This window comes from Cupriavidus basilensis (assembly GCF_008801925.2).
GTDB classification, from domain to species: Bacteria; Pseudomonadota; Gammaproteobacteria; order Burkholderiales; family Burkholderiaceae; genus Cupriavidus; species Cupriavidus basilensis.
This window is the reverse complement of sequence record NZ_CP062803.1, coordinates 1,294,990-1,314,009: the sequence shown is the minus strand read 5'-3', so window position 1 is coordinate 1,314,009 and position 19,020 is coordinate 1,294,990. Positions and strand designations below refer to the sequence as shown.

Genomic DNA, 19,020 nt, shown 5'->3' with positions numbered 1-19,020 from the left:
GGGTTTCCCGTTGTTTTTTTGTGTTGTCCGTGCGGTGCGCGATGAACCATGCCTGCGTCGGCACCTACGTCGCCCACAGCCTCAGAGGCCTGGCCGGCACACCGTGGATCGGTTCGCGCAGCGCGCTCCATGCCGTCACCATCAAGTGCCTGACCGCTTCCATCTGCGCGCCCAGCACGCGCAGCAGCAACATCGACTGGCCGTCCTGCGCGAGCCGCGTCACGCCAGCGCGCAGGTCCGCCCGATACGGCAGCTGCTCGGCCAGCGTCTCGGCGAGTTCCTGCGTGGCACCGTCACCTACCGCCCACAGCGTGCCCATGACATTGAGCCCGTCCAGCCCGGCCACCGCCTGGCGCAGCGCAGACGCCGCGTCAAGCTGCGCGCTCTCGATCCACAGCGCGCGCTTGCCGCCGCCCTGCACCCGGGTCTCCATGCCCAGCCAGCCGCGGCGCCAGGTCTCGCCGCTGGCCTGCCGGCCCAGCACGATTGCATCCCAGCCGATCGCGCTGGCACCGGGCGCCACTGTCACGGTAGTGGCAAGGCGCGCGCGCGCGTCGTCGAAAACGATGTTCTCCTGCGGCAGCCAGTCCACCCGCGCGCCGGCTTCCAGCGTCAGCGTGACGCGCTGCGCGGCCTCCCGGCCGAGCGACTTGTACCACTTGGTGGCGCCGGGCGTCGCCAGCACCGCATGCGCGCCAGCGCCCACCGTCACGCCGATGTCCAGGCTGTCGCCGCCGGCCACGCCCGCGGGCGGATGCAGGATCACCACATGGCAGATAGGCCCCTCCGGATAGAGTGGCTTTTGCACCAGCAACGGCCCATGGTGGCGGCGCTCGACCAGCGCGCTGCGCTCGGCGCGCGCGGCAAAACGCAGTCGCAGGCTGGCCTCCCATGCGGGTGGCACGGCGAGGGTCGAAGGAAAGTCTGGATGACGCATGAATGTTGGAATGGCGGAGGCAGCCGGCAACGCATCGCGCGCTGGATGCGGGCATCATAGCGCGCGGCCGGGGGCACTGGAAGTGGTATTCGAGGCGGCGTTCGATGCCACGCTCGACGCCACATTCGGGACGGCGCTCGATCGGCCGCCGGCCAGCGTCCGTCCTCTCCCGCGCCGCGGGAGAGGGGGAACACACCAGCACTACGATCATGCGGCACCGCGTGTCGCATCACACCGCGATGAGCTCCCGCACGCCCTCCTCTTCCATCTTCGCGCCCTCGCCCCTTGCCACCACTTCGCCGCGGCTCATCACCACGTAGTGATCCGCCAGGTGCCGGGCGAATTCGTAGTATTGCTCCACCAGCAGCACCGTCATGCCGAACTCATCCACCAGCAGGCGCAGCGCGCGCCCGATGTCCTGGATGATCGAGGGCTGGATGCCTTCGGTCGGCTCGTCCAGGATCAGCAGCTCCGGCTCGCTCATCAGCGCGCGGCCGATCGCCAGTTGCTGCTGCTGGCCTCCGGAGAGATCGCCGCCACGGCGCTGGCGCATGCTGCGCAACACCGGGAACAACTGGTAGATGCGGTCCGGCACGCCCGACGGGCTCTTCAGGCTGGCCGCGCCGATCAGCAGGTTCTCTTCCACCGTCAGGCGCGGGAAGATCTCGCGGCCCTGCGGCACGTAGGCCAGCCCCGCCGCCACGCGCTCGTACGGCGGCTTTTTCTCCAGCGCCTGCCCGCCCCAGCTGATGCTGCCGCTCTTGGTCGGCACCACGCCCATCAGGCATTTGAGCAGGGTGCTCTTGCCCACGCCGTTGCGGCCGAGCAGGGTCGTCAGCTTGCCTTGCGGCACCTCGAAGGTGACGTTGCGCAGGATGTGGCTGCCGCCGTAGAACTGGTTGAGTGCATTGACCTGCAACATAGTCTCGTTCCTTTTTCGATCCGGCACTGCGCCTAGCGGCCGAGATAGGATTCGATCACGCGCTCCTCGCGCTTGACGGCGTCGAGCGTGCCTTCGGCCAGCACGCTGCCCTCGGCCAGCACCGTCACCTTGCCCTCATCGCCGGCCAGTGCGGCGACGAACTCCATGTCGTGCTCCACCACCATCATCGAGCAGGTGCCGCGCAGGCTGTTGAGCAGCTTGGCCAGCTGCATGGTTTCTTCATCGGTCATGCCGGCCACCGGCTCGTCCAGCAGCAGCAACTGCGGCTGCTGCATCAGCAGCATGCCGATTTCCAGCCGCTGCTTCTGCCCGTGCGACAGCAAGCCGGCCGGACGATAGGCCTCGTCCTCCAGCCCCGTCAGCGCCAGCGTTTCCTCGATGCGGCGATGCCCCTCGGCACCCAGGCGCGCGCGCAATGAAGTGAACCAGCGCTTGTCGCCCTTCGTCGCCAGCTCCAGGTTCTCCCACACTTCGTGCTGCTCGAACACGGTGGGCTTCTGGAACTTGCGGCCAATGCCGGTCTGCGCGATCTTGGGCTCGGTCATGCGCATCAGGTCGATGCTCTGGCCGAGGAACACGCGACCGCTCACGTTGGCGTTGCGCGGCCCGGTCTTGCCGGTGATCACGTCCATCATGGTGGTCTTGCCCGCGCCATTGGGCCCGATCACGCAGCGCAGCTCGCCGTGGTCGATCGACAGCGTGAGCTTGTTCAGCGCGCGAAAGCCGTCGAACTGCACGGTCACGTCTTCCAGGTAAAGGATGGGGCCGTGCGAGACGTCGATGACGCCCGGCTCCATGATGCGGCCAAGGCCCGTGGTGCCGCCGCTTTCGGCCTGTTGTGCTCCCAGTGCTGCGTTCATGCTTCCCCTCCGCTGCGGGTGGCGGCAGCCGGCGCATTCGCGCCGTTGCCCGCCGCGGCCTGCGGGCTTGCGCGCATGGCGCGCGCGCGCTTGAGCAGGCCGATCACGCCGTCCGGCATGTATAGCGTCACCAGCACGAACATCGCGCCCAGCAGGAACAGCCAGTACTCCGCGAAGTAAGCCGTGAACATGGTCTTGGCGCCGTTGACGATAAAGGCGCCGATGATCGGGCCGATCAGCGTGCCGCGCCCACCCACGGCCACCCATACCGCCATCTCGATGGAGTTGGCCGGGGACATCTCGCCCGGGTTGATGATGCCCACCTGCGGCACATAGAGCGCGCCGGCGATGCCGCACAGCACGGCCGAGAAGGTCCACACGAACAGCTTGTAGCCAAGCGGGTTATAGCCCGAGAACATCACGCGCATCTCGGCATCGCGAATCGCGGTCACGACCCGGCCAAGCTTGGACGTCACGATGTAGCGGCAGGCGATGAAGCCCGCCAGCAGGGCAAGGAACGTCAGCACGAACAGCGCCGTGCGGGTCTGCGGCGCGGCCACGGCAAAGCCGGCGATGCGCTTGAAATCGGTAAAGCCGTTGTTGCCGCCAAAGCCCGTCTCGTTACGGAAGAACAGCAGCATGGCGGCGTACGTCATGGCCTGCGTGATGATGGACAGGTACACGCCCTTGATGCGCGAGCGGAAAGCGAAGAAGCCGAACAGCCACGCCAGCACGCCCGGCACCAGCACCACCAGCAGCATCGCGTAACCGAGATGCTCGGTGCCGTGCCAGAACCACGGCATCTCCTTCCAGTCGAGGAACACCATGAAGTCTGGCAGGTCGCTCTTGTAGACGCCTTCGCGGCCGATGCTGCGCATCAGGTACATGCCCATGGCATAGCCGCCAAGCGCGAAGAACAAGCCGTGGCCGAGGCTGAGAATGCCGCAGTAGCCCCACACCAGGTCCAGCGCGATCGCGGCCAGCGCGAAGCACATGATCTTGCCGATCAGCGTCAGCGCATAGGCCGACAGATGCATGGGATGGCCTTCGGGCACCAGCAGCGCGCACACCGGCACGCCGATGCCCACCACCAATGCGATTACCAGCAACGCCGTCCAGCTGCGTGCGGAAAACAGCGGCTGGCGTTCCGGCACGGCCAGCCGGAAACCCGCCGTGGATGGATTCGGGAGTGAAGTCTTCATCATGCCTCCGCGCTGCGCCCTTTGAGCGCGAACAGTCCCTGCGGGCGCTTCTGGATGAAGAGCACGATCAGCACCAGGACAAAGATCTTGGCCAGCACCGCGCCATAGAACGGCTCGATGAACTTGTTGATCAGGCCCAGCCCGAAAGCACCGATGATGGTGCCCGCGAGCTGCCCCACGCCGCCCAGCACCACCACCATGAAGGAGTCGATGATGTAGGCTTGGCCGAGGTCAGGGCCGACATTGCCGATCTGCGACAGCGCGCAGCCGCCCAGCCCGGCAATGCCCGCGCCAAAGGCAAAGGCGTAGCTATCCACCTTCCAGGTGCGCACGCCCACGCAAGCCGCCATGGTGCGGTTCTGCGTGGTAGCGCGCACGAACAGGCCCAGGCGGGTGCGGTTGAGCACCGCCCAGGCCACCGCCACCACCGCCAGCGCAAACAGGATGATGACCATGCGGTTGTACGGCAGCACCATGCCGGGCAGCCATTCGATGCCGCCGCTCATCCAGGATGGATTGGCCACTTCCACGTTCTGCGCGCCAAACAGCGTGCGCACCGCCTGCATCAGCAGCAGGCTCACGCCGAAGGTGGCCAGCAGCGTTTCCAGCGGACGGCCGTAGAGATGGCGCAGCACCAGCCGCTCCAGCACGAAGCCAACCACGGCGGAGGCGAGGAACGATGCGGGCAGCGCGAACAGCAGGTACCAGTCGAACGCGCTGGCGAAGTGCGCGCGGAACACGCCCTGCACCATGTACGTGGCGTACGCACCGATCATCAGGAATTCGCCGTGCGCCATATTGATGACGCCGATCAGGCCATAGGTGATGGCCAGCCCCAGCGCGGCGAGCAGCAGCACGCTGCCCAGGCTCAGGCCGGCAAAGAGGTTGCCGATCAGCTCGGCGCGGCGCTGGTCGCCGCGCAGGGCGTCGAGCGCCTGCTGTGCGGCGCCGCGCAGCTCGGCGTCGGGCTCGCGAAAATTGCCGGCTGCGTCCTTTTCCAGCAGCGGCTGCAACTTCTGGCGGCTCTGCGGATTGCTGTCGCGGCCGAGGATGCGGATGGCTTCGAGGCGATCGTCGCGGCTGCCCTCGGCCAGCACGATATTGGCCCAGATCACATCGAGCTTGGTGCGCAGGCCGGCATCGGCCTCGGCCTTGCGCGCGGCCTCCACTACCGGGCGCGATGCGCTGCCCGGCTGGTCCAGCAGCGTATTGACGGCCTGCGTGCGCACCGCCGCATCGGGCGATTGCAGCAGCGTGCTGCTGGCGGCACTATCCACCATCGCGCGCAGGCTGTTGTTCAGGGTGAGCGCTTCGAGCGCGTCGGGCTTGACCGTGACCGGCGCGCCGCTGATCGCGTCCACCAGCTTGTCGCCGTCCTGGCGCACCATGCCGACGCCGGGCGCGTATTGCAGCGTATCGTCCTGCAAGGCCTTGAGGATAGGGCCGGCCTGCGCCACCGGCGCCTTGGTCAGTGCGGTGATCGCGGCGGTCTTGGCGTCGAAGTCGTCTTCGGCCAGCGGCTTCAGATCGGCCTGCGTGAGCGGCGCGGCCCACAGCGGGCACGCGGCCAGCAGGAGCAGCGCGGCCAGCATGGCGCGCAACCGTGAAGCGAGAGAGAGCGCTAAGGGTCGGTGCATAAGGTTTGCGAGTCGCGCGCGGCGAAGCGCGCGCGTCACCTTGATCGGCATGACGATTTGCCGCCACCGCACCGAAGCGGCGGACAGCATGCGAGGAGGCTAAGACACTGCCTGGCGCCCTCCCCTCCCTCACCCGCCGCGAGGCAAGCGGGAGGGCAGGAGAGCGCCAGGCGGGAGCCCTGCTTACATCACCTTGTCCGGCTTGCCTTCGTTACCGGCGATGAACGGGCTCCACGGCTGCGCACGCACGGCCTTGGGCGTCTTCCACACCACCGTGAACTGGCCATCGCCCTTGATCTCGCCGATCATCACCGGCTTGTACAGGTGATGGTTCTCGCCCATGGTCAGGGTGAAGCCGTCCGGCGCCTTGAAGGTCTGGCCATACATCGCGGCACGCACCTTGTCGGGATCGGTCGTGCCGGCCTTCTTGACGGCTTGCGCCCACATATGGATGCCCACGTAGGTGGCTTCCATCGGGTCGTTGGTCACGCGCTTGTCGCCGCCCGGCAGGTTGTTCGCCTTGACCCACGCTGCCCATTGCTTCTTGAAGGCTTCGTTTTCCGGGTTCTTGACCGACATGAAGTAGTTCCATGCGGCCAGGTGGCCCACCAGCGGCTTGGTGTCGATGCCGCGCAGTTCTTCCTCGCCCACCGAGAACGCCACCACCGGCACGTCCTTGGCCTTCAGGCCGGCATTGCCCAGTTCCTTGTAGAAGGGCACGTTGGAGTCGCCGTTGATGGTGGAGATCACGGCGGTCTTGCCGCCTTGCGAGAACTTCTTGATGTTGGCGACGATGGTCTGGTAGTCGCTGTGTCCGAACGGCGTGTAGACCTCTTCGATATCCTTGTCCGCCACGCCCTTGCTCTTCAGGAAGGCGCGCAGGATCTTGTTGGTGGTGCGCGGGTAGACGTAGTCGGTGCCCAGCAGGAAGAAGCGCTTGGCGCCGCCGCCCTCCTTGCTCATCAGGTATTCCACCGCGGGAATGGCCTGCTGGTTGGGCGCCGCGCCGGTGTAGAAGACGTTCTTGGACATCTCCTCGCCTTCGTACTGCACCGGATAGAACAGCAGCGAGTTCAGCTCTTCATAAACGGGCAGCACCGACTTGCGCGACACCGAGGTCCAGCAGCCGAACGTGACGGCGACCTTATCCTTGGTGATGAGCTGGCGCGCCTTCTCGGCGAACAACGGCCAGTTGGAAGCGGGATCGACCACGACCGGCTCAAGCTTGCGGCCAAGCACGCCGCCGCTCTTGTTGATCTCGTCGATGGTCATCAGCGCCACGTCCTTGAGCGAAGTCTCGGAAATGGCCATGGTGCCGGACAGCGAATGCAGGATACCGACCTTGATCGGTTCCTTGGACTGCGCCAATGCCAGCGGGCTCACGCCTGCCGTTGCAAACAAGGCCGCGGCGGCTACCGCCGACAGCTTCAGCATGTCACGTCTTTTCATTGCAGCTCCCAGATTGTCGTGTTGGATAAAGGAACAACGCACCCCGGGTACTTCTTCTGCAACTAGCATGCCATGGCATACAAGCTTGTATACAAGGCTGTGCACACGGCCCGGCGAGCCTCCGGAGGCCGCCAGGCCACCCATCGCACCACGATAGTGCGCAAGCGTCACGCACCAAGCCTGTGCGCCGCTGCCGGCTGATTCAGATTGGGGCACATGGCGGCACGCATGTTGCGCCGTGCCTTGCCCGAATCCGCAATCGGCTCTAAGGTGGCCTCTCGATTGCGCGCCACGGCGTTGCCGCATGCGCCGCGACTACCCATAAAAAGCACGACGGAGACAACCCATTGAAAGCGTCAACGACGCCCGGCGCGGACCAGATCGTCTCCCTCATTTTCATACTCGCGTGCCAGGCGCGGCCGCCTGGCCACGCCAGAGGCAATCGTCGGCGTGTTCCTGCTGCTGGCCAGCGACGAAGGCCGCTACATCACCGGCTCGCAGTCCAGGTCGATGGCGGCATCACCGCCCAGTAAGCCAGTCTCCACGCTGCCCGCCAAGCGCACCCAAGGGAGTTCCACATGCAACGCCTGGAAATCGCGTCGGCGCCTATCCGAACCAGCCTGATCGAGGCCGGCACCGGACGGCCGACTCTTCTCGTGCACGGCACCAGTTCCAGCGCGGAAACCAACTGGGCCGCGCTGCTGCCCGGGCTCGCGCAGCGCAGGCGCTGCCTGGCGCTGGACCTTGCGGGCTCTGGTGAAACCCGTGACGACGGCGCGCCGCTGACGCTCGATGCGCTGGTCGGACAGGTGCGCGACTGCATGGCGCTGGCGGGCGACCTGCCCGTGGACCTGGTCGGTTACTCGCTAGGCGGCGTGGTGGCCGCCGCCGCGGCCGCGCTGATGCCTGAGCGCGTGCGGCGCCTGGTCTTGTTTGGCGCCTGGGCGCGGACCGATAGCCGCATGCGCCTGCTGTTTACGCTGTGGCAGTCGCTGGCGCGGTCGGACCGCCATCAACTGGCGCGCATGGTCCTGCTCAATGGCGTATCGGAGCGGTTCATCGCGTGCATGGACGACGCCACCGTGGAGGGCATGCTGCGGCGCTTCGGCGCAAGCCTGGCGCCCGGCAGCGACCGCCAGGCCGGGCTCGACGCCATCATCGACATCACGCCGCTGTTGCCCCGCATCCGCGCCGCCACGCTCGTGATCGGCATGCGCCACGACCAGATGGTGCCGCCGGCGCATTGCCAGGCGCTCGCCGCGGCGATCGGCGGCGCCAGCTACGCGGAGATCGACAGCGGGCACCTGGTGATGCTGGAACAACCCGAGCGCCTGCTCGCACTGATCGAGCAGCACCTGGATTGCGCGACCACCAGGGAAAACGAGCGCCAAGCCAACACGTTGAACCGATCCTGAGGCTGACCGATGAATACACTTGCGTCCTACCAACCACGCAGCGCCTGGGCCATGGCCTCGATGCTGACCTGGCTTTCGCTGATCAACTTTCTCGACAAGATCGTGCTGGGCATGGTCGCCGTGCCGCTGATGGCAGACCTGAAGCTGCCGCCGGCCGAGTTCGGCCTGATCGCCAGCAGCTTCTTCTGGCTGTTCTCGCTATCCACCGTGCTGGTCGGCTTTCTGTCCAATCGCGTGGCCGCGCGCTGGCTGCTGCTGGCGATGGGCTTGTCGTGGGCGGTGCTGCAGGTCCCGCTGGCGCTGGCGGGATCGGCCATGACCATCCTGGTGTGCCGCATGCTGCTTGGCGCGGCCGAAGGGCCGGCCTTCCCGATCTCCGTGCACGCGCTGTTCAAATGGTTTCCGGACCACAAGCGCAACCTGCCGGTGGCGATGATCAACCAGGGGGCCACCGTCGGCCTGCTGCTGGCGGGACTGCTGATCCCGCTGGTGACGCTGCGATGGGGCTGGCGCGCCAATTTCATGATCCTGGCCGGCATCGGCATGGCGTGGAGCGCAATGTGGCTCTGCGTGGGACGCGAGGGCCCGATCACACAGGCAAGCGCATCACACGCCGGCACCGCGGCCACGCCCGTGCGCCTGCCCTATCTGCGCATCTTCCGCGACCCGACCGTGCTGGCCTGCCTGGCCATTGGCTTCTGTGCATACTGGGCGCTGGCGCTGGGGCTGACCTGGCTGCCCGCCTACCTGGAAAAGGGCCTGGGCTTCGACCCGGTCACCACCGGGCGCTGGTATGCGGCCATCGTGGCCTCGGCCATGCCCGTCACGCTGATCCTTAGCTGGTTGTCGCAGCGCATGCTGCGTGCCGGCGCATCGTCGCGGCTTGCGCGTGGCGTGCTCATCTCGGTGGCCGCGCTGGCAGGCGGCGGCGTGTACCTGGCGATCGCGTCGATCACGCTGGCGCCGGTGCCCAAGACCTTGCTGATTGCCGTGGCGGCATGCCTGCCGCCCGTGGCGTTCGCCCTGACGCCGGCCATGCTCGCGCAGATCGTGCCGGAGGGCCAGCGCGGCAGCGTGTTGTCGATCCACACGGCGCTGACCACGCTGGCCGGCATCCTGGCGCCAGCGGTGGTGGGGCAACTGGTGCAGCGCCATGGCATGAATGGCGGCTTTGACATGGGCTTCACGATCAACGCCCTGCTGCTGCTGGCAAGTGGCGTGATTGGCTTGTGCTGGATCAATCCCGAGCGTTCTGCAAAGGCGCTGTCAGCCTCGCCGCGAGACATGGCGGCCGCGCGTTCGCCGGCCTGAGCTGCACCCTGGCAGGACAGCCGCCACCAGGCCGAGACGGCGGTGGCGGCCTGCCAGGCTTACGAGTAACGGCGGCTGATGGATTCCGCCACGCACACCGGGCGCTCGCTGCCCTCGCGCTCTACCGTGACTTCCCAGTTGGACTGGGCGCCGACCAGCGCGGGCGCGTTCGGCAGCGGCTCCAGGCGCTCCACCGAGAGCAGCTTCACGCGCGCGCGCAGGCGGCTGCCGACCGGCACCGGCGCGGTAAAGCGCACGCGGTTCAGACCATAGTTGACGCCCATCTTCACGCCCGGCATATCGAGCGCGTTGTGCATGAACGCCGGCAGCAGCGACAACGTCAGGAAGCCATGCGCCACCGGCCCGCCGAAGGGCGATTCGCGGCGGGCGCGCTCCACGTCGACGTGAATCCATTGGTGATCACCAGTGGCTTCGGCGAACTGGTTGACCTGCTGCTGGGTGATCTCGATCCAGTCGCTGACGGCCACTTCCTGGCCTTGCAGGCTTTCCAGTTCTTCGAGCGAAGCGATGGTACGCATGGTGTCTCCTTGTTGTACGTGTTGTACGTGTTGTACTTGTTGTCTTAAGTGGCCGGGATGGCCGGGATGAGGCTCGAGCAACGTCAGGCGGGCCGCCGTCCGTACATGCCCATGCCCTTGACGGTGCAGACCAGTTCGCCGCGCTGGTTGGTGGCTTCCCACTGGGTATGCACCACGCCGCGGTCCGGCTTGGACGAGGAAGCGCGCGCATCCAGCACCACCAGCGACACGCTTAGCGTATCGCCCGCATAGACCGGCTTGAGCCAGCGGATTTCATCCACGCCGGGCGAGCCCATGCTGGCGGCCTTGGAGGTCATGTTGTCCACCAGCAGCCGCATCATGATCGAGCAGGTCATCCAGCCGCTGGAGATCAGGTTCTTGTAGATGCTTTTCTGCGCGGCTTCCTTGTCGATGTGGAAAGGCTGGGGATCATACTGGCGGGCGAAGGCCAGGATCTCCTCTTCCGTCACCAGGTGGGACCCGAGGTCGCGCTTGCTGCCGACGGCGAAATCTTCGAAATACAGGGTGGACATGAATCGCTCCGTCAACGATGAATGCGAGATACGAGATACGAGATACGAGATACGAGATACGAGATACGAGATACGAGATACGAGATACGAGGCGCGAGAATCGCGGCAGAAAATACGAGATCAATTCATAACAAAAAACCGCGCCTGGGACAACCGGCGCGGTTTTTTGATTCAACCTGGATCAGACCGTTTCCAGGAAGCCCGGCTGTGTCGCAAAGCGCGACAGGTGGTGATCGACATCCCCGAAGGTGGTGTTGATCAGCGTCAGGCGCTTGAACATGTGCGCCGCCGGCAGTTCGTCGGTGACGCCCATGCCGCCGTGGATCTGCACGGCCTCCTGGCCGACCGAGCGAGCCGCCTGGCCCACGCGCGCCTTGGCCGCCGAGGCAAAGCGACGGCGTTCTTCCGGGCTGGCCTCGTCGAACTTGGCGGCAGCCAGCAGCGTGATGGAACGCGATTGCTCGGCGTGGATGAACATCTCCACCATGCGGTGCTGCAGCGCCTGGAAGCGCGCGATCGGCACGCCGAACTGCTGGCGGGTCTTGGCGTATTCCAGCGTGGCGGCGTTAAGCGTGTCCATCACGCCAACGGCCTCTGCGCACAGCAGCACGGCGGCGTAGTCGGCCACCTGCTCGATCAACGCAAACGCCGCGCCTTCGGTGCCCAGCAGTTCGCCCTGTGCGTCCTTGAAGGTGATATCGGCCGCGCGCAGGTTGTCGATGGTGCGGTAGTCGGTGATGCTGACACCGGCCGCCTTCGGGTCCACCAGGAACAGCGAAATGCCATTGGTGTCGGCATCGGCGCCGCTGGTGCGGGCCGAGACGACCAGCTTGCCGGCTTGCGCGCCGTGAATGGTCACGACCTTGCGGCCATTGAGCTTGCCGCCCTTGGCCGTCACGCGCACGTCGTTGAGCGCATAGCGGGCATGCGGCTCGTTGAAGGCGGTGGCCAGCTTCAGCTCGCCGCCGGCAACCTGCTCCAGCAGCGCATCCTGGCCGCCGGCCAGCTTGAGCGCGTAGGCGGCAACCACGGTGGCGAAGTACGGCTCGACCACCAGGCCGCGGCCCAGCTCCTGCATCACCACCATCATGTCGATGGGCGTGCCCGAGAAGCCGCCCTGCGCTTCCGGCACCGGCAGCGCGGTCAGGCCAAGCTCGACCAGCGCGCCCCAGGCAGCATCGCTATGGCCAGCTTCGGCCTTGATGCCCTTCTTGCGGGTCTCGAAATCGTAGTCTTTGTCGATGAAGCGGTGGACGGCGTCAGCCAGTTGCTTCTGTTCGTCGCTGAGATTGAAGTTCATATCGCGTGTCTCCTCACAGCCCCAGGATCATCTGGCTGATGATGTTCTTCTGAATTTCGTTGGACCCGCCGTAGATGGAGGTCTTGCGATAGTTGAAGTAGTAAGCGGCCAGCGGCGCGGCATCGTCGTAGCCGGTCACCGCGTGTTCGTGCTCGCATTCCAGGTAGGCGGTGTCGAACGGCTGGGCGTAGGGGCCGACGGCCTCCACCATCAGCTCGGTCAGCATCTGCTGGATCTCGGTGCCCTTGATCTTGAGCATCGATGCCTCGGGGCCGGGGCCCTTGCCAGCGCTCTCGCTGGACACCACGCGCAACACGGTCAGCTCCAGCGCCATCAGCTCGATTTCCAGCGCGGCAACCTTGGCGCCGAACAGCGGGTCTTCCAGCAGCGGACGGCCGTTCTTCTGCTGTTGCTTGGCCACGCGCTTGAGGAAGCCCAGCTCGCGCTTGGAGTTGCCCACGCGGGCGATGCCGGTGCGCTCATGGCCGAGCAGGTACTTGGCGTAGGTCCAGCCGCGGTTTTCCTCGCCCACGCGGTTTTCCACCGGCACCTGGACGTTGTCGAAGAACACTTCGTTCACTTCATGCTCTTCGTCGAGCATGATGATCGGGCGCACGGTGATGCCCGGGGTCTTCATGTCGATCAGCAGGAAGGAGATGCCCTCTTGCTTCTTGGCTTCGGGATCGGTGCGGACCAGGCAGAAGATCATGTCGGCGTGCTGGCCGAGCGTGGTCCAGGTCTTCTGGCCGTTGACGATGTAGTGCTTGCCGTCCGAGGTCAGCTCGGCGCGGGTCTTCAGCGACGCCAGGTCGGAACCCGAGCCCGGCTCGGAGTAACCCTGGCACCACCAGTCGGTGCAATCCAGGATGCGCGGGAGGTAATACGACTTCTGCGCCTCGCTGCCGTACTTCATGATCACGGGCGCGACCATGGCCACGCCGAAGGGCAGCACGCCGGGCGCGCCGACGCGGGCATTTTCCTCGTCCCAGATGTGGCGCTGCGTGGCGTTCCAGCCCGTGCCGCCATACTGCACCGGCCAGTGCGGCGCGGACCAGCCGCGGCCCGCCAGCAGCTTGTGCCAGCGCACCAGGTCGTCGCGGTTGGGGCGGCGGTGGTTCAGAATCTTGCTGCTGATTTCCGCCGGCAGGTTGGCCTCCAGCCAGCCGCGCACTTCGGCGCGGAAAGCATCGTCGGACGCCGAATAGTTGAGATCCATGCCCGTCTCCAGTGATGCCGGTGTGAGACCGGCAGTTTGTTCTAGCTAGCGCGTCATGCGCCGGCAAGAACACTGCCTTGGGCACAGGACGCTATTCAGTGAGCCGTCTGCTTGAGCGCATCCGGCACCACGAGCTGGAAAGTATCGATGCCTTCTTCGGCCAGGGCCTGCACTTCGTCCGGCGACGCCGTGCCGCGGATCCCGCGTTCCGGCGCTTCGTCGTAATGCATGCGCCTGGCCTCTTCGGCAAAGCGTTCGCCCACATCCTCGGTCCGCGCCAGCACCTGCTTTACCGCCTTCAGGTAAAGCGACTGCAGTGTCGCCGGCGCCGCAGGGGCCTTCGCCCCGGCCGGCTTACCCGCCGGCGCGGCGGCCGCTCCCGAGAGATTCAGGCGCGGCGCGCTGGGCAGCCGGGTGATGGCATGGTCTTCGCAGACCGGACATTGGACGAGATTTCGCGAAATCTGCGATTGCGCGTCGTCCTCCGAAGCAAACCAGCCCTCGAAACGATGGTCTTGCGCGCAGCGCAGGTCGAGCACCTTCATGATGTTTCCAGCCCGTCGAAAGCTATAGTATCCGCGAAACGGAATTTTGTGAACGGTCGTGCTAATTTTTTTGCAGCCATGATGTGTGCCCTTGGCGGGGAGCCTTGTACAAAGGGTGATGAGGTATGGCTGCGATCACACGGCTAAGTGGGATTTTACGCTGTTGGGGCGGAGATGGTTTTTGGATCCTATGTGGCGTACGACATTGCCCTTGCTTGGTTGGTTGCTGTTTCTTTGAGCGGTGTTGGTTTTTGCACCCAAGTGCCGTACGACATTGCCCTTGCGGGGTTGGTCGCTGTTTATTTCATCGGTGTTGGTTTTTGCACCCAAAAGCCATACGACATCCCCCTGCGGGGGCTGCCGGTCACTTTTCTTTGACCGGCAAAGAAAACTAACGAAAAGAAAGCCGCCCTGCCGGGGGCAGAGCAATAAGGCTGTTTTTGCCACTGTGGTTGCGTCGTACGGCCCGGAGTGTTGGCTGGCGTATCCTGCCAGCCCCAAGGACATCATTTTTGCATGACCCATGGGTTACGTCGTGCAGCCCCTGACCTCGCTTGCGGTGACTGTTCCCACATCTGCCGTTCGCGGGGCGAAGTGCTGCGCCGTTTCGAGTGTGGCTGGTTTCGTGGTTTTGTCTCGGAGGGCGAGCGTCGTGGGTGTGAGCACGGCCCTCGCGCACGGGCCACGGTGCCCACCACGAAACCAGAGGGGGATGAAGCAAGGTGCCACTCGCGCCGGTACGGCAGGGCATCAAATGGCCGGGCGCCCACCGTCAGAGACAAAACCACGAAACCACCAGGGCAGGCAGGATCGTGGTGCTGCGCACCGCGAACGGCAGATGCCCGAACGCTCACCGAGCAAAGCGATCAGGGGCACCACCACGTGACCATTGGGTCATGCTGTAGCGATGCCCTTTGGGCCGGTAGGATCTGCCAGCCAACACTCCGGGCCGTACGACGAAACCACAGTGGCCGAACAGCCTTATTGCTCTGCTCCCGGCAGGGCGGCTTTCTTTTCGTTAGTTTTCTTTGCCGGTCAAAGAAAAGTGACCGGCAGCCCCCGCAGGGGGATGTCGTATGGCCCTTGGGTCCAAAGGCCAACACCGCACAAAACAACAGCGACCAAGACAACAAGAGCCAACGGTTCTACCCTTCCCGCCCCCCTTTATCCCGGCAACACCTGCTCCCCCGCCCCCCATACCCCCGACACCACCTTCTCCAGCCAAAACGCCCCAATAATCGTCTTCACATCGGTAATCCGCCCCGAACGCACCCAATCGATCACCTGCCCCGCCGGCACGATAAACGTCTCGAGGAATTCGCCTTCGTCGAGTTGCGCCGGCCCGGCGGTCAGGTCCCGCGCCAGGAAAATATCGATAAACTCGGTGGAATACGAAATGACGGGATGGATGCGCGTGAGGTAATCCCAACGCCGCGCGCTGTAGCCGGTTTCCTCCCGCAGCTCGCGCTCGCCGCAGCGCTGCGCGCCTTCCTGGGGATCCAGCTTGCCGGCAGGAAACTCCAGCATCACTTCGCCAACCGGATAGCGGTACTGCCGCTCCAGCAGCACGGTGCCATCGTCGAACAGCGGGATCATCATCACCGCGCCGGGATGCAGCACGTATTCCCGCCCGGCATGCTTGCCGTCGGGCAGCTTGACGATATCTTGCTTGAGAGTGAGGAATTTGCCTGTGTGCAGCGTGGCGGACGCCACGCACACTTCCTTCAGGCCTTGATCGCCGCCAGCGGCGATCTCGCTAGCGTCCAGCGTGTCAATCTTGTCGCTCATGAAAGCTCCGGGTCCGGACGCGGCCGGCCCGGGCGCCTTCGCTACCCGGCTGTCAAGCCGCGCGATGTTTGACGAGGTACTGCCAGGTGAAGCCCGGGAAGGCGAACACCAGCATCATGCAGGCGGTAATGGCGTAGAACTGCCAGCCCTGCGGGAAGGCGTTGCCAAGCCCCGCCTCCACGGCGAAGCCGGCCAGGCCTGCCGCCACATACCAGGTGATCAACTCAGCCAGCCTCATCCACAGCGGCTTCCTGGCCAAGCGCAGCGGAATCAGCGCGAACAGCCGCTGGTTGATGAACGGCAGGTTGGCACAGACCAATGCCAACAAGATGACAAACCAGCCCGCCGCAGATGAACTCATATCGCTACGCCGCCGTGGTGCTTCAGGACGCCAGCGTGGCGCGGATCGCCTGGTAGCACAGGTTCATCAGCGCCGCGGGGAACAGCCCCAGGGCAATGATGACCGCGCCGTTCAGCGTCAGCATCGAACGCAGGCCAAAGCTGGACTCCAGCTTGCGCTCGTCGGCCGGCGCATCGAAGTACATCAGCTTGACGATGCGCAGGTAGTAGAACGCGCCGATCAGCGAGAACAGCACGGCCACCACGGCCAGCCAGGTCATGCCGCTCTTGACCACCGCTTCGAGCACCGCCAGCTTGGCGTAGAAGCCCATGGTCGGCGGAATGCCGGCCAGCGAGAACATCATCACCAGCATCAGCAGCGCGTACCAGGGGTTCTTGCGCGACAGGCCCTTGAGGTCGTCCAGGGTCTCGGCTTCGAAATCCTTGCCGGCGCGCAGCAGCACGATGCCGAAGGTGCCCAGCGTGGTCAGCACGTAGGTCACGGCATAGAACATCGACGAACCGTAGGCGCTGGCGGCGCCGTCGGCCTTGCCGTCGGCCACGCCGGACAGCAGGCCCAGCAGCAGGAAGCCCATGTGCGAGATGGTGGAGTAAGCCAGCATCCGCTTCAGGTTGGTCTGCACGATGGCGGTCAGGTTGCCGATGGCGAGGGACGCCACGGCCAGCACCACCAGCATGACTTGCCAGTCCACCGCCAGCGGCAGCAGGCCTTCCACCAGCAGGCGCAGCGCCATGGCAAACGCGGCCAGCTTGGGCGCGCCAGCGATCAGCAGCGTCACCGCGGTCGGCGAGCCCTGGTAGATGTCCGGGATCCACATGTGGAACGGAGCGGCGCCCATCTTGAACGCAATGCCGGCCACGATGAAGACCACGCCGAAGGCCAGCATGGTGGTGTTGACGCGACCCGATTCCACCACGCGGAACACTTCCGCGAGGCTCAGCGAGCCGGTGGCACCGTACAGCATGGACATGCCATACAGCAGGAAGCCCGAGGCCAGTGCGCCCAGCACGAAGTACTTGATGGCGGATTCGGAGGTCACGCGGTTGTCGCGGCGCAGGGCCACCAGCGCGTAGGATGCCAGCGACAGCAGTTCCAGGCCCAGGTACAGGGTCAGGAAGTTGTTGCCGGTGATCATCACGATCTGCCCGCCGAGCGTGAACAGCGCGAGCATGTAGAACTCGCCGCTGAACATGTCGCGGTCGGCCAGGTAGCTACGGGTGTAGACCAGCGTGACGAACAGCGCCGCCGAAGCGAAAGCCGACAGCAGGTTGGCCATCGGGTCCACCACCACCAGGTTGGCGAAGGCGTAATGGGTCTCGCCGGCCACGCCGTTGATGCCGAACCACACGGTCAGCACCAGCGTGATCAGCAGCGACAGCGGATAGGCCACGCTGGTGCGGTTCTTGCCACGGGCAAGGTCGATCCAGTTGACCGCGGCGATCGCGATCGCCAGGAAAATGATTGGCGCCACAGGTGCCAATGTCGAGGACGGTTGCATGTTTGTTTCTCTCCCCGATTACAGCTTCGACTGCGCCACGTGCGACAGCAGGTTCACCACGGAAGCGTGCATCACATCGGTGAAGGGTTTCGGATACAGGCCCATATACAGGGTCATGATCGCCAGCAGGCCGAGCATGAAGAACTCGCGCTTGTTCAGGTCGACCAGCTCGGCCACGTGCTTGTGCACCACGTCGCCAAAGATCACGCGCTTGACCATCCACAGCGAATAGGCGGCGCCCAGGATCAGTGCCGTAGCTGCCAGCAGGCCGATCCAGAAATTGAACTTGACCGCGCCCAGGATGACCATGAACTCACCGACGAAACCCGAAGTAGCCGGCAGGCCGCAGTTGGCCATGGCGAAGAACACCGACAGCGCCGCGAACTTCGGCATGGTGTTCACCACACCGCCGTAATCGGCGATCTGGCGCGAGTGCACCCGGTCATACAGCACGCCGATGCAAAGGAACATGGCGCCCGAGATAAAGCCGTGGGAGATCATCTGGATGATGCCGCCCTCGATGCCGATCTCGTTGAAGATGAAGAAGCCCAGCGTGACGAAGCCCATGTGGGCGATCGACGAGTACGCCACCAGTTTCTTCATGTCGGCCTGCACCAGCGCGACCAGACCGATGTAGATGACGGCGATCAGCGAGATCGCGATGATGAAGCCTGACAGGCTATGGCTGGCGTCGGGTGCGATCGGCAGCGAGAAGCGCAGGAAACCGTAGGCGCCCAGCTTCAGCATGATGGCAGCCAGCACCACCGAGCCGCCGGTCGGCGCTTCCACGTGGGCATCAGGCAGCCAGGTGTGGACGGGCCACATCGGCACCTTCACGGCGAAGGCCATGAAGAAGGCAATGAACAGCGCGATCTGCTCGTTCATCGACAGCTTGGCCTGGTGCCATTCGAGGATCTCGAAAGTGCCGGTCTTGCTGTACAGGTACAGCAGCGCAACCAGCGTCAGCAGCGAGCCGAGCAGCGTGTACAGGAAGAACTTGAAGGCCGCGTAGACGCGGTTCGGGCCGCCCCAGACACCGATGATGATGTACATCGGGATCAGCGTGGCTTCGAAGAACACGTAGAACAGCATGCCGTCGAGCGCGCAGAACACGCCGACCATCACGCCCGACAAGATCAGGAACGAGGCCATGTACTCGGCCACGCGTTCGGTGATCACCTCCCAGGCGGCGATCACCACGATCACCGTGATGAAGGCAGTCAGCACCACGAACCACATCGAGATGCCGTCGACACCCAGGTGGTAGTTGATGTTGAAGCGCTCGATCCAGCTCGACTTCTCGACGAACTGCATGGCCGCCGTGGAGCGGTCGAAGTGAAACACCAGAGGCAGCGTGACGATGAAGCTGGCGATGGAGCCGAACAGCGACATCCAGCGCACATAGCCGCGACTGCGGTCGGAACCCGAGGCTAGTATCAGCAGGCCAAAAAAGATCGGCAGCCAGATAGCGAAAGACAGAACCATT

Annotated in this window: 18 protein-coding genes; 3 read left to right on the top strand and 15 right to left on the bottom strand. The window is 64.9% G+C overall.

Features of this window, described 5'->3' with window-relative positions:
* Positions 1–64: 64 nt before the first annotated feature.
* The 6 genes from F7R26_RS05920 to urtA all read right to left on the bottom strand — a co-directional run bounded on the left by F7R26_RS05920 (position 65) and on the right by urtA (position 7,028).
* On the bottom strand, positions 65–937 hold the full coding sequence (locus tag F7R26_RS05920) for an urease accessory protein UreD (RefSeq protein ID WP_150983773.1): 873 nt from the start codon (positions 935–937) through the stop codon (positions 65–67).
* Between the two features lie 229 nt (positions 938–1,166).
* Positions 1,167–1,859 carry an urea ABC transporter ATP-binding subunit UrtE gene (urtE, locus tag F7R26_RS05915; RefSeq protein WP_150983772.1) on the bottom strand — a complete coding sequence of 231 codons (693 nt, stop codon included), beginning with the start codon at positions 1,857–1,859 and terminating at the stop codon, positions 1,167–1,169.
* Positions 1,860–1,891: 32 nt separating this feature from the next.
* Complete coding sequence (gene urtD / locus F7R26_RS05910) at positions 1,892–2,740, bottom strand: urea ABC transporter ATP-binding protein UrtD (protein ID WP_150983771.1); 849 nt, start codon at positions 2,738–2,740, stop codon at positions 1,892–1,894.
* Positions 2,737–3,942, bottom strand: a complete 1,206-nt coding sequence (urtC, locus tag F7R26_RS05905) for an urea ABC transporter permease subunit UrtC (RefSeq protein ID WP_150983770.1) — start codon at positions 3,940–3,942, stop codon at positions 2,737–2,739. Before urtC ends, urtD begins: the two co-directional genes overlap by 4 nt.
* On the bottom strand, positions 3,942–5,579 hold the full coding sequence (gene urtB, locus F7R26_RS05900; protein WP_150983769.1) for an urea ABC transporter permease subunit UrtB: 1,638 nt from the start codon (positions 5,577–5,579) through the stop codon (positions 3,942–3,944). Before urtB ends, urtC begins: the two co-directional genes overlap by 1 nt.
* A 183-nt stretch (positions 5,580–5,762) precedes the next feature.
* The gene (gene urtA, locus F7R26_RS05895) at positions 5,763–7,028 is read right to left on the bottom strand and encodes an urea ABC transporter substrate-binding protein (RefSeq protein ID WP_150983768.1); all 1,266 of its coding nucleotides are present in this window, start codon (positions 7,026–7,028) and stop codon (positions 5,763–5,765) included.
* A gap of 578 nt (positions 7,029–7,606) precedes the next feature.
* Between urtA and F7R26_RS05890 the strand changes: the two genes are divergently transcribed.
* A complete protein-coding gene (locus F7R26_RS05890; protein ID WP_241754436.1) occupies positions 7,607–8,443 on the top strand; it encodes an alpha/beta fold hydrolase in 837 nt (278 codons plus the stop codon).
* 9 nt (positions 8,444–8,452) lie between these two features.
* Complete coding sequence (locus F7R26_RS05885; RefSeq protein ID WP_150983767.1) at positions 8,453–9,754, top strand: MFS transporter; 1,302 nt, start codon at positions 8,453–8,455, stop codon at positions 9,752–9,754.
* 59 nt (positions 9,755–9,813) lie between these two features.
* Here F7R26_RS05885 and F7R26_RS05880 read toward each other — a convergent pair whose 3' ends face one another.
* The 5 genes from F7R26_RS05880 to F7R26_RS05860 form a co-directional block, all read right to left on the bottom strand.
* Positions 9,814–10,293: a MaoC family dehydratase gene (locus tag F7R26_RS05880; protein WP_150983766.1), complete on the bottom strand. Its 480-nt coding sequence runs from the start codon at positions 10,291–10,293 to the stop codon at positions 9,814–9,816.
* A gap of 83 nt (positions 10,294–10,376) precedes the next feature.
* Entirely contained in the window at positions 10,377–10,826 is a 450-nt protein-coding gene (locus F7R26_RS05875; RefSeq protein ID WP_150983765.1) for a MaoC family dehydratase, read from the bottom strand.
* A 181-nt stretch (positions 10,827–11,007) separates the two neighbouring features.
* Complete coding sequence (locus F7R26_RS05870; protein ID WP_150983763.1) at positions 11,008–12,126, bottom strand: acyl-CoA dehydrogenase family protein; 1,119 nt, start codon at positions 12,124–12,126, stop codon at positions 11,008–11,010.
* A gap of 13 nt (positions 12,127–12,139) precedes the next feature.
* Entirely contained in the window at positions 12,140–13,342 is a 1,203-nt protein-coding gene (locus tag F7R26_RS05865) for an acyl-CoA dehydrogenase family protein (RefSeq protein ID WP_150983762.1), read from the bottom strand.
* Between the two features lie 95 nt (positions 13,343–13,437).
* Entirely contained in the window at positions 13,438–13,887 is a 450-nt protein-coding gene (locus F7R26_RS05860) for a DUF1178 family protein (protein WP_150983760.1), read from the bottom strand.
* Between the two features lie 192 nt (positions 13,888–14,079).
* On the opposite strand from F7R26_RS05860, the gene F7R26_RS05855 reads away from it, so the two are divergent.
* Positions 14,080–14,265, top strand: a complete 186-nt coding sequence (locus F7R26_RS05855) for a hypothetical protein (RefSeq protein WP_150983758.1) — start codon at positions 14,080–14,082, stop codon at positions 14,263–14,265.
* Between the two features lie 786 nt (positions 14,266–15,051).
* Here F7R26_RS05855 and F7R26_RS05850 read toward each other — a convergent pair.
* The 4 genes from F7R26_RS05850 to F7R26_RS05835 are packed head-to-tail and all read right to left on the bottom strand — an operon-like array spanning position 15,052 to position 19,019.
* Positions 15,052–15,675, bottom strand: a complete 624-nt coding sequence (locus tag F7R26_RS05850; RefSeq protein ID WP_150983757.1) for an NUDIX domain-containing protein — start codon at positions 15,673–15,675, stop codon at positions 15,052–15,054.
* 52 nt (positions 15,676–15,727) lie between these two features.
* On the bottom strand, positions 15,728–16,036 hold the full coding sequence (locus F7R26_RS05845) for a DUF2818 family protein (protein ID WP_043344755.1): 309 nt from the start codon (positions 16,034–16,036) through the stop codon (positions 15,728–15,730).
* Between the two features lie 22 nt (positions 16,037–16,058).
* On the bottom strand, positions 16,059–17,534 hold the full coding sequence (gene nuoN, locus F7R26_RS05840; protein WP_150983756.1) for an NADH-quinone oxidoreductase subunit NuoN: 1,476 nt from the start codon (positions 17,532–17,534) through the stop codon (positions 16,059–16,061).
* A gap of 18 nt (positions 17,535–17,552) precedes the next feature.
* On the bottom strand, positions 17,553–19,019 hold the full coding sequence (locus tag F7R26_RS05835; protein WP_150983754.1) for an NADH-quinone oxidoreductase subunit M: 1,467 nt from the start codon (positions 19,017–19,019) through the stop codon (positions 17,553–17,555).
* Position 19,020: the final 1 nt, after the last annotated feature.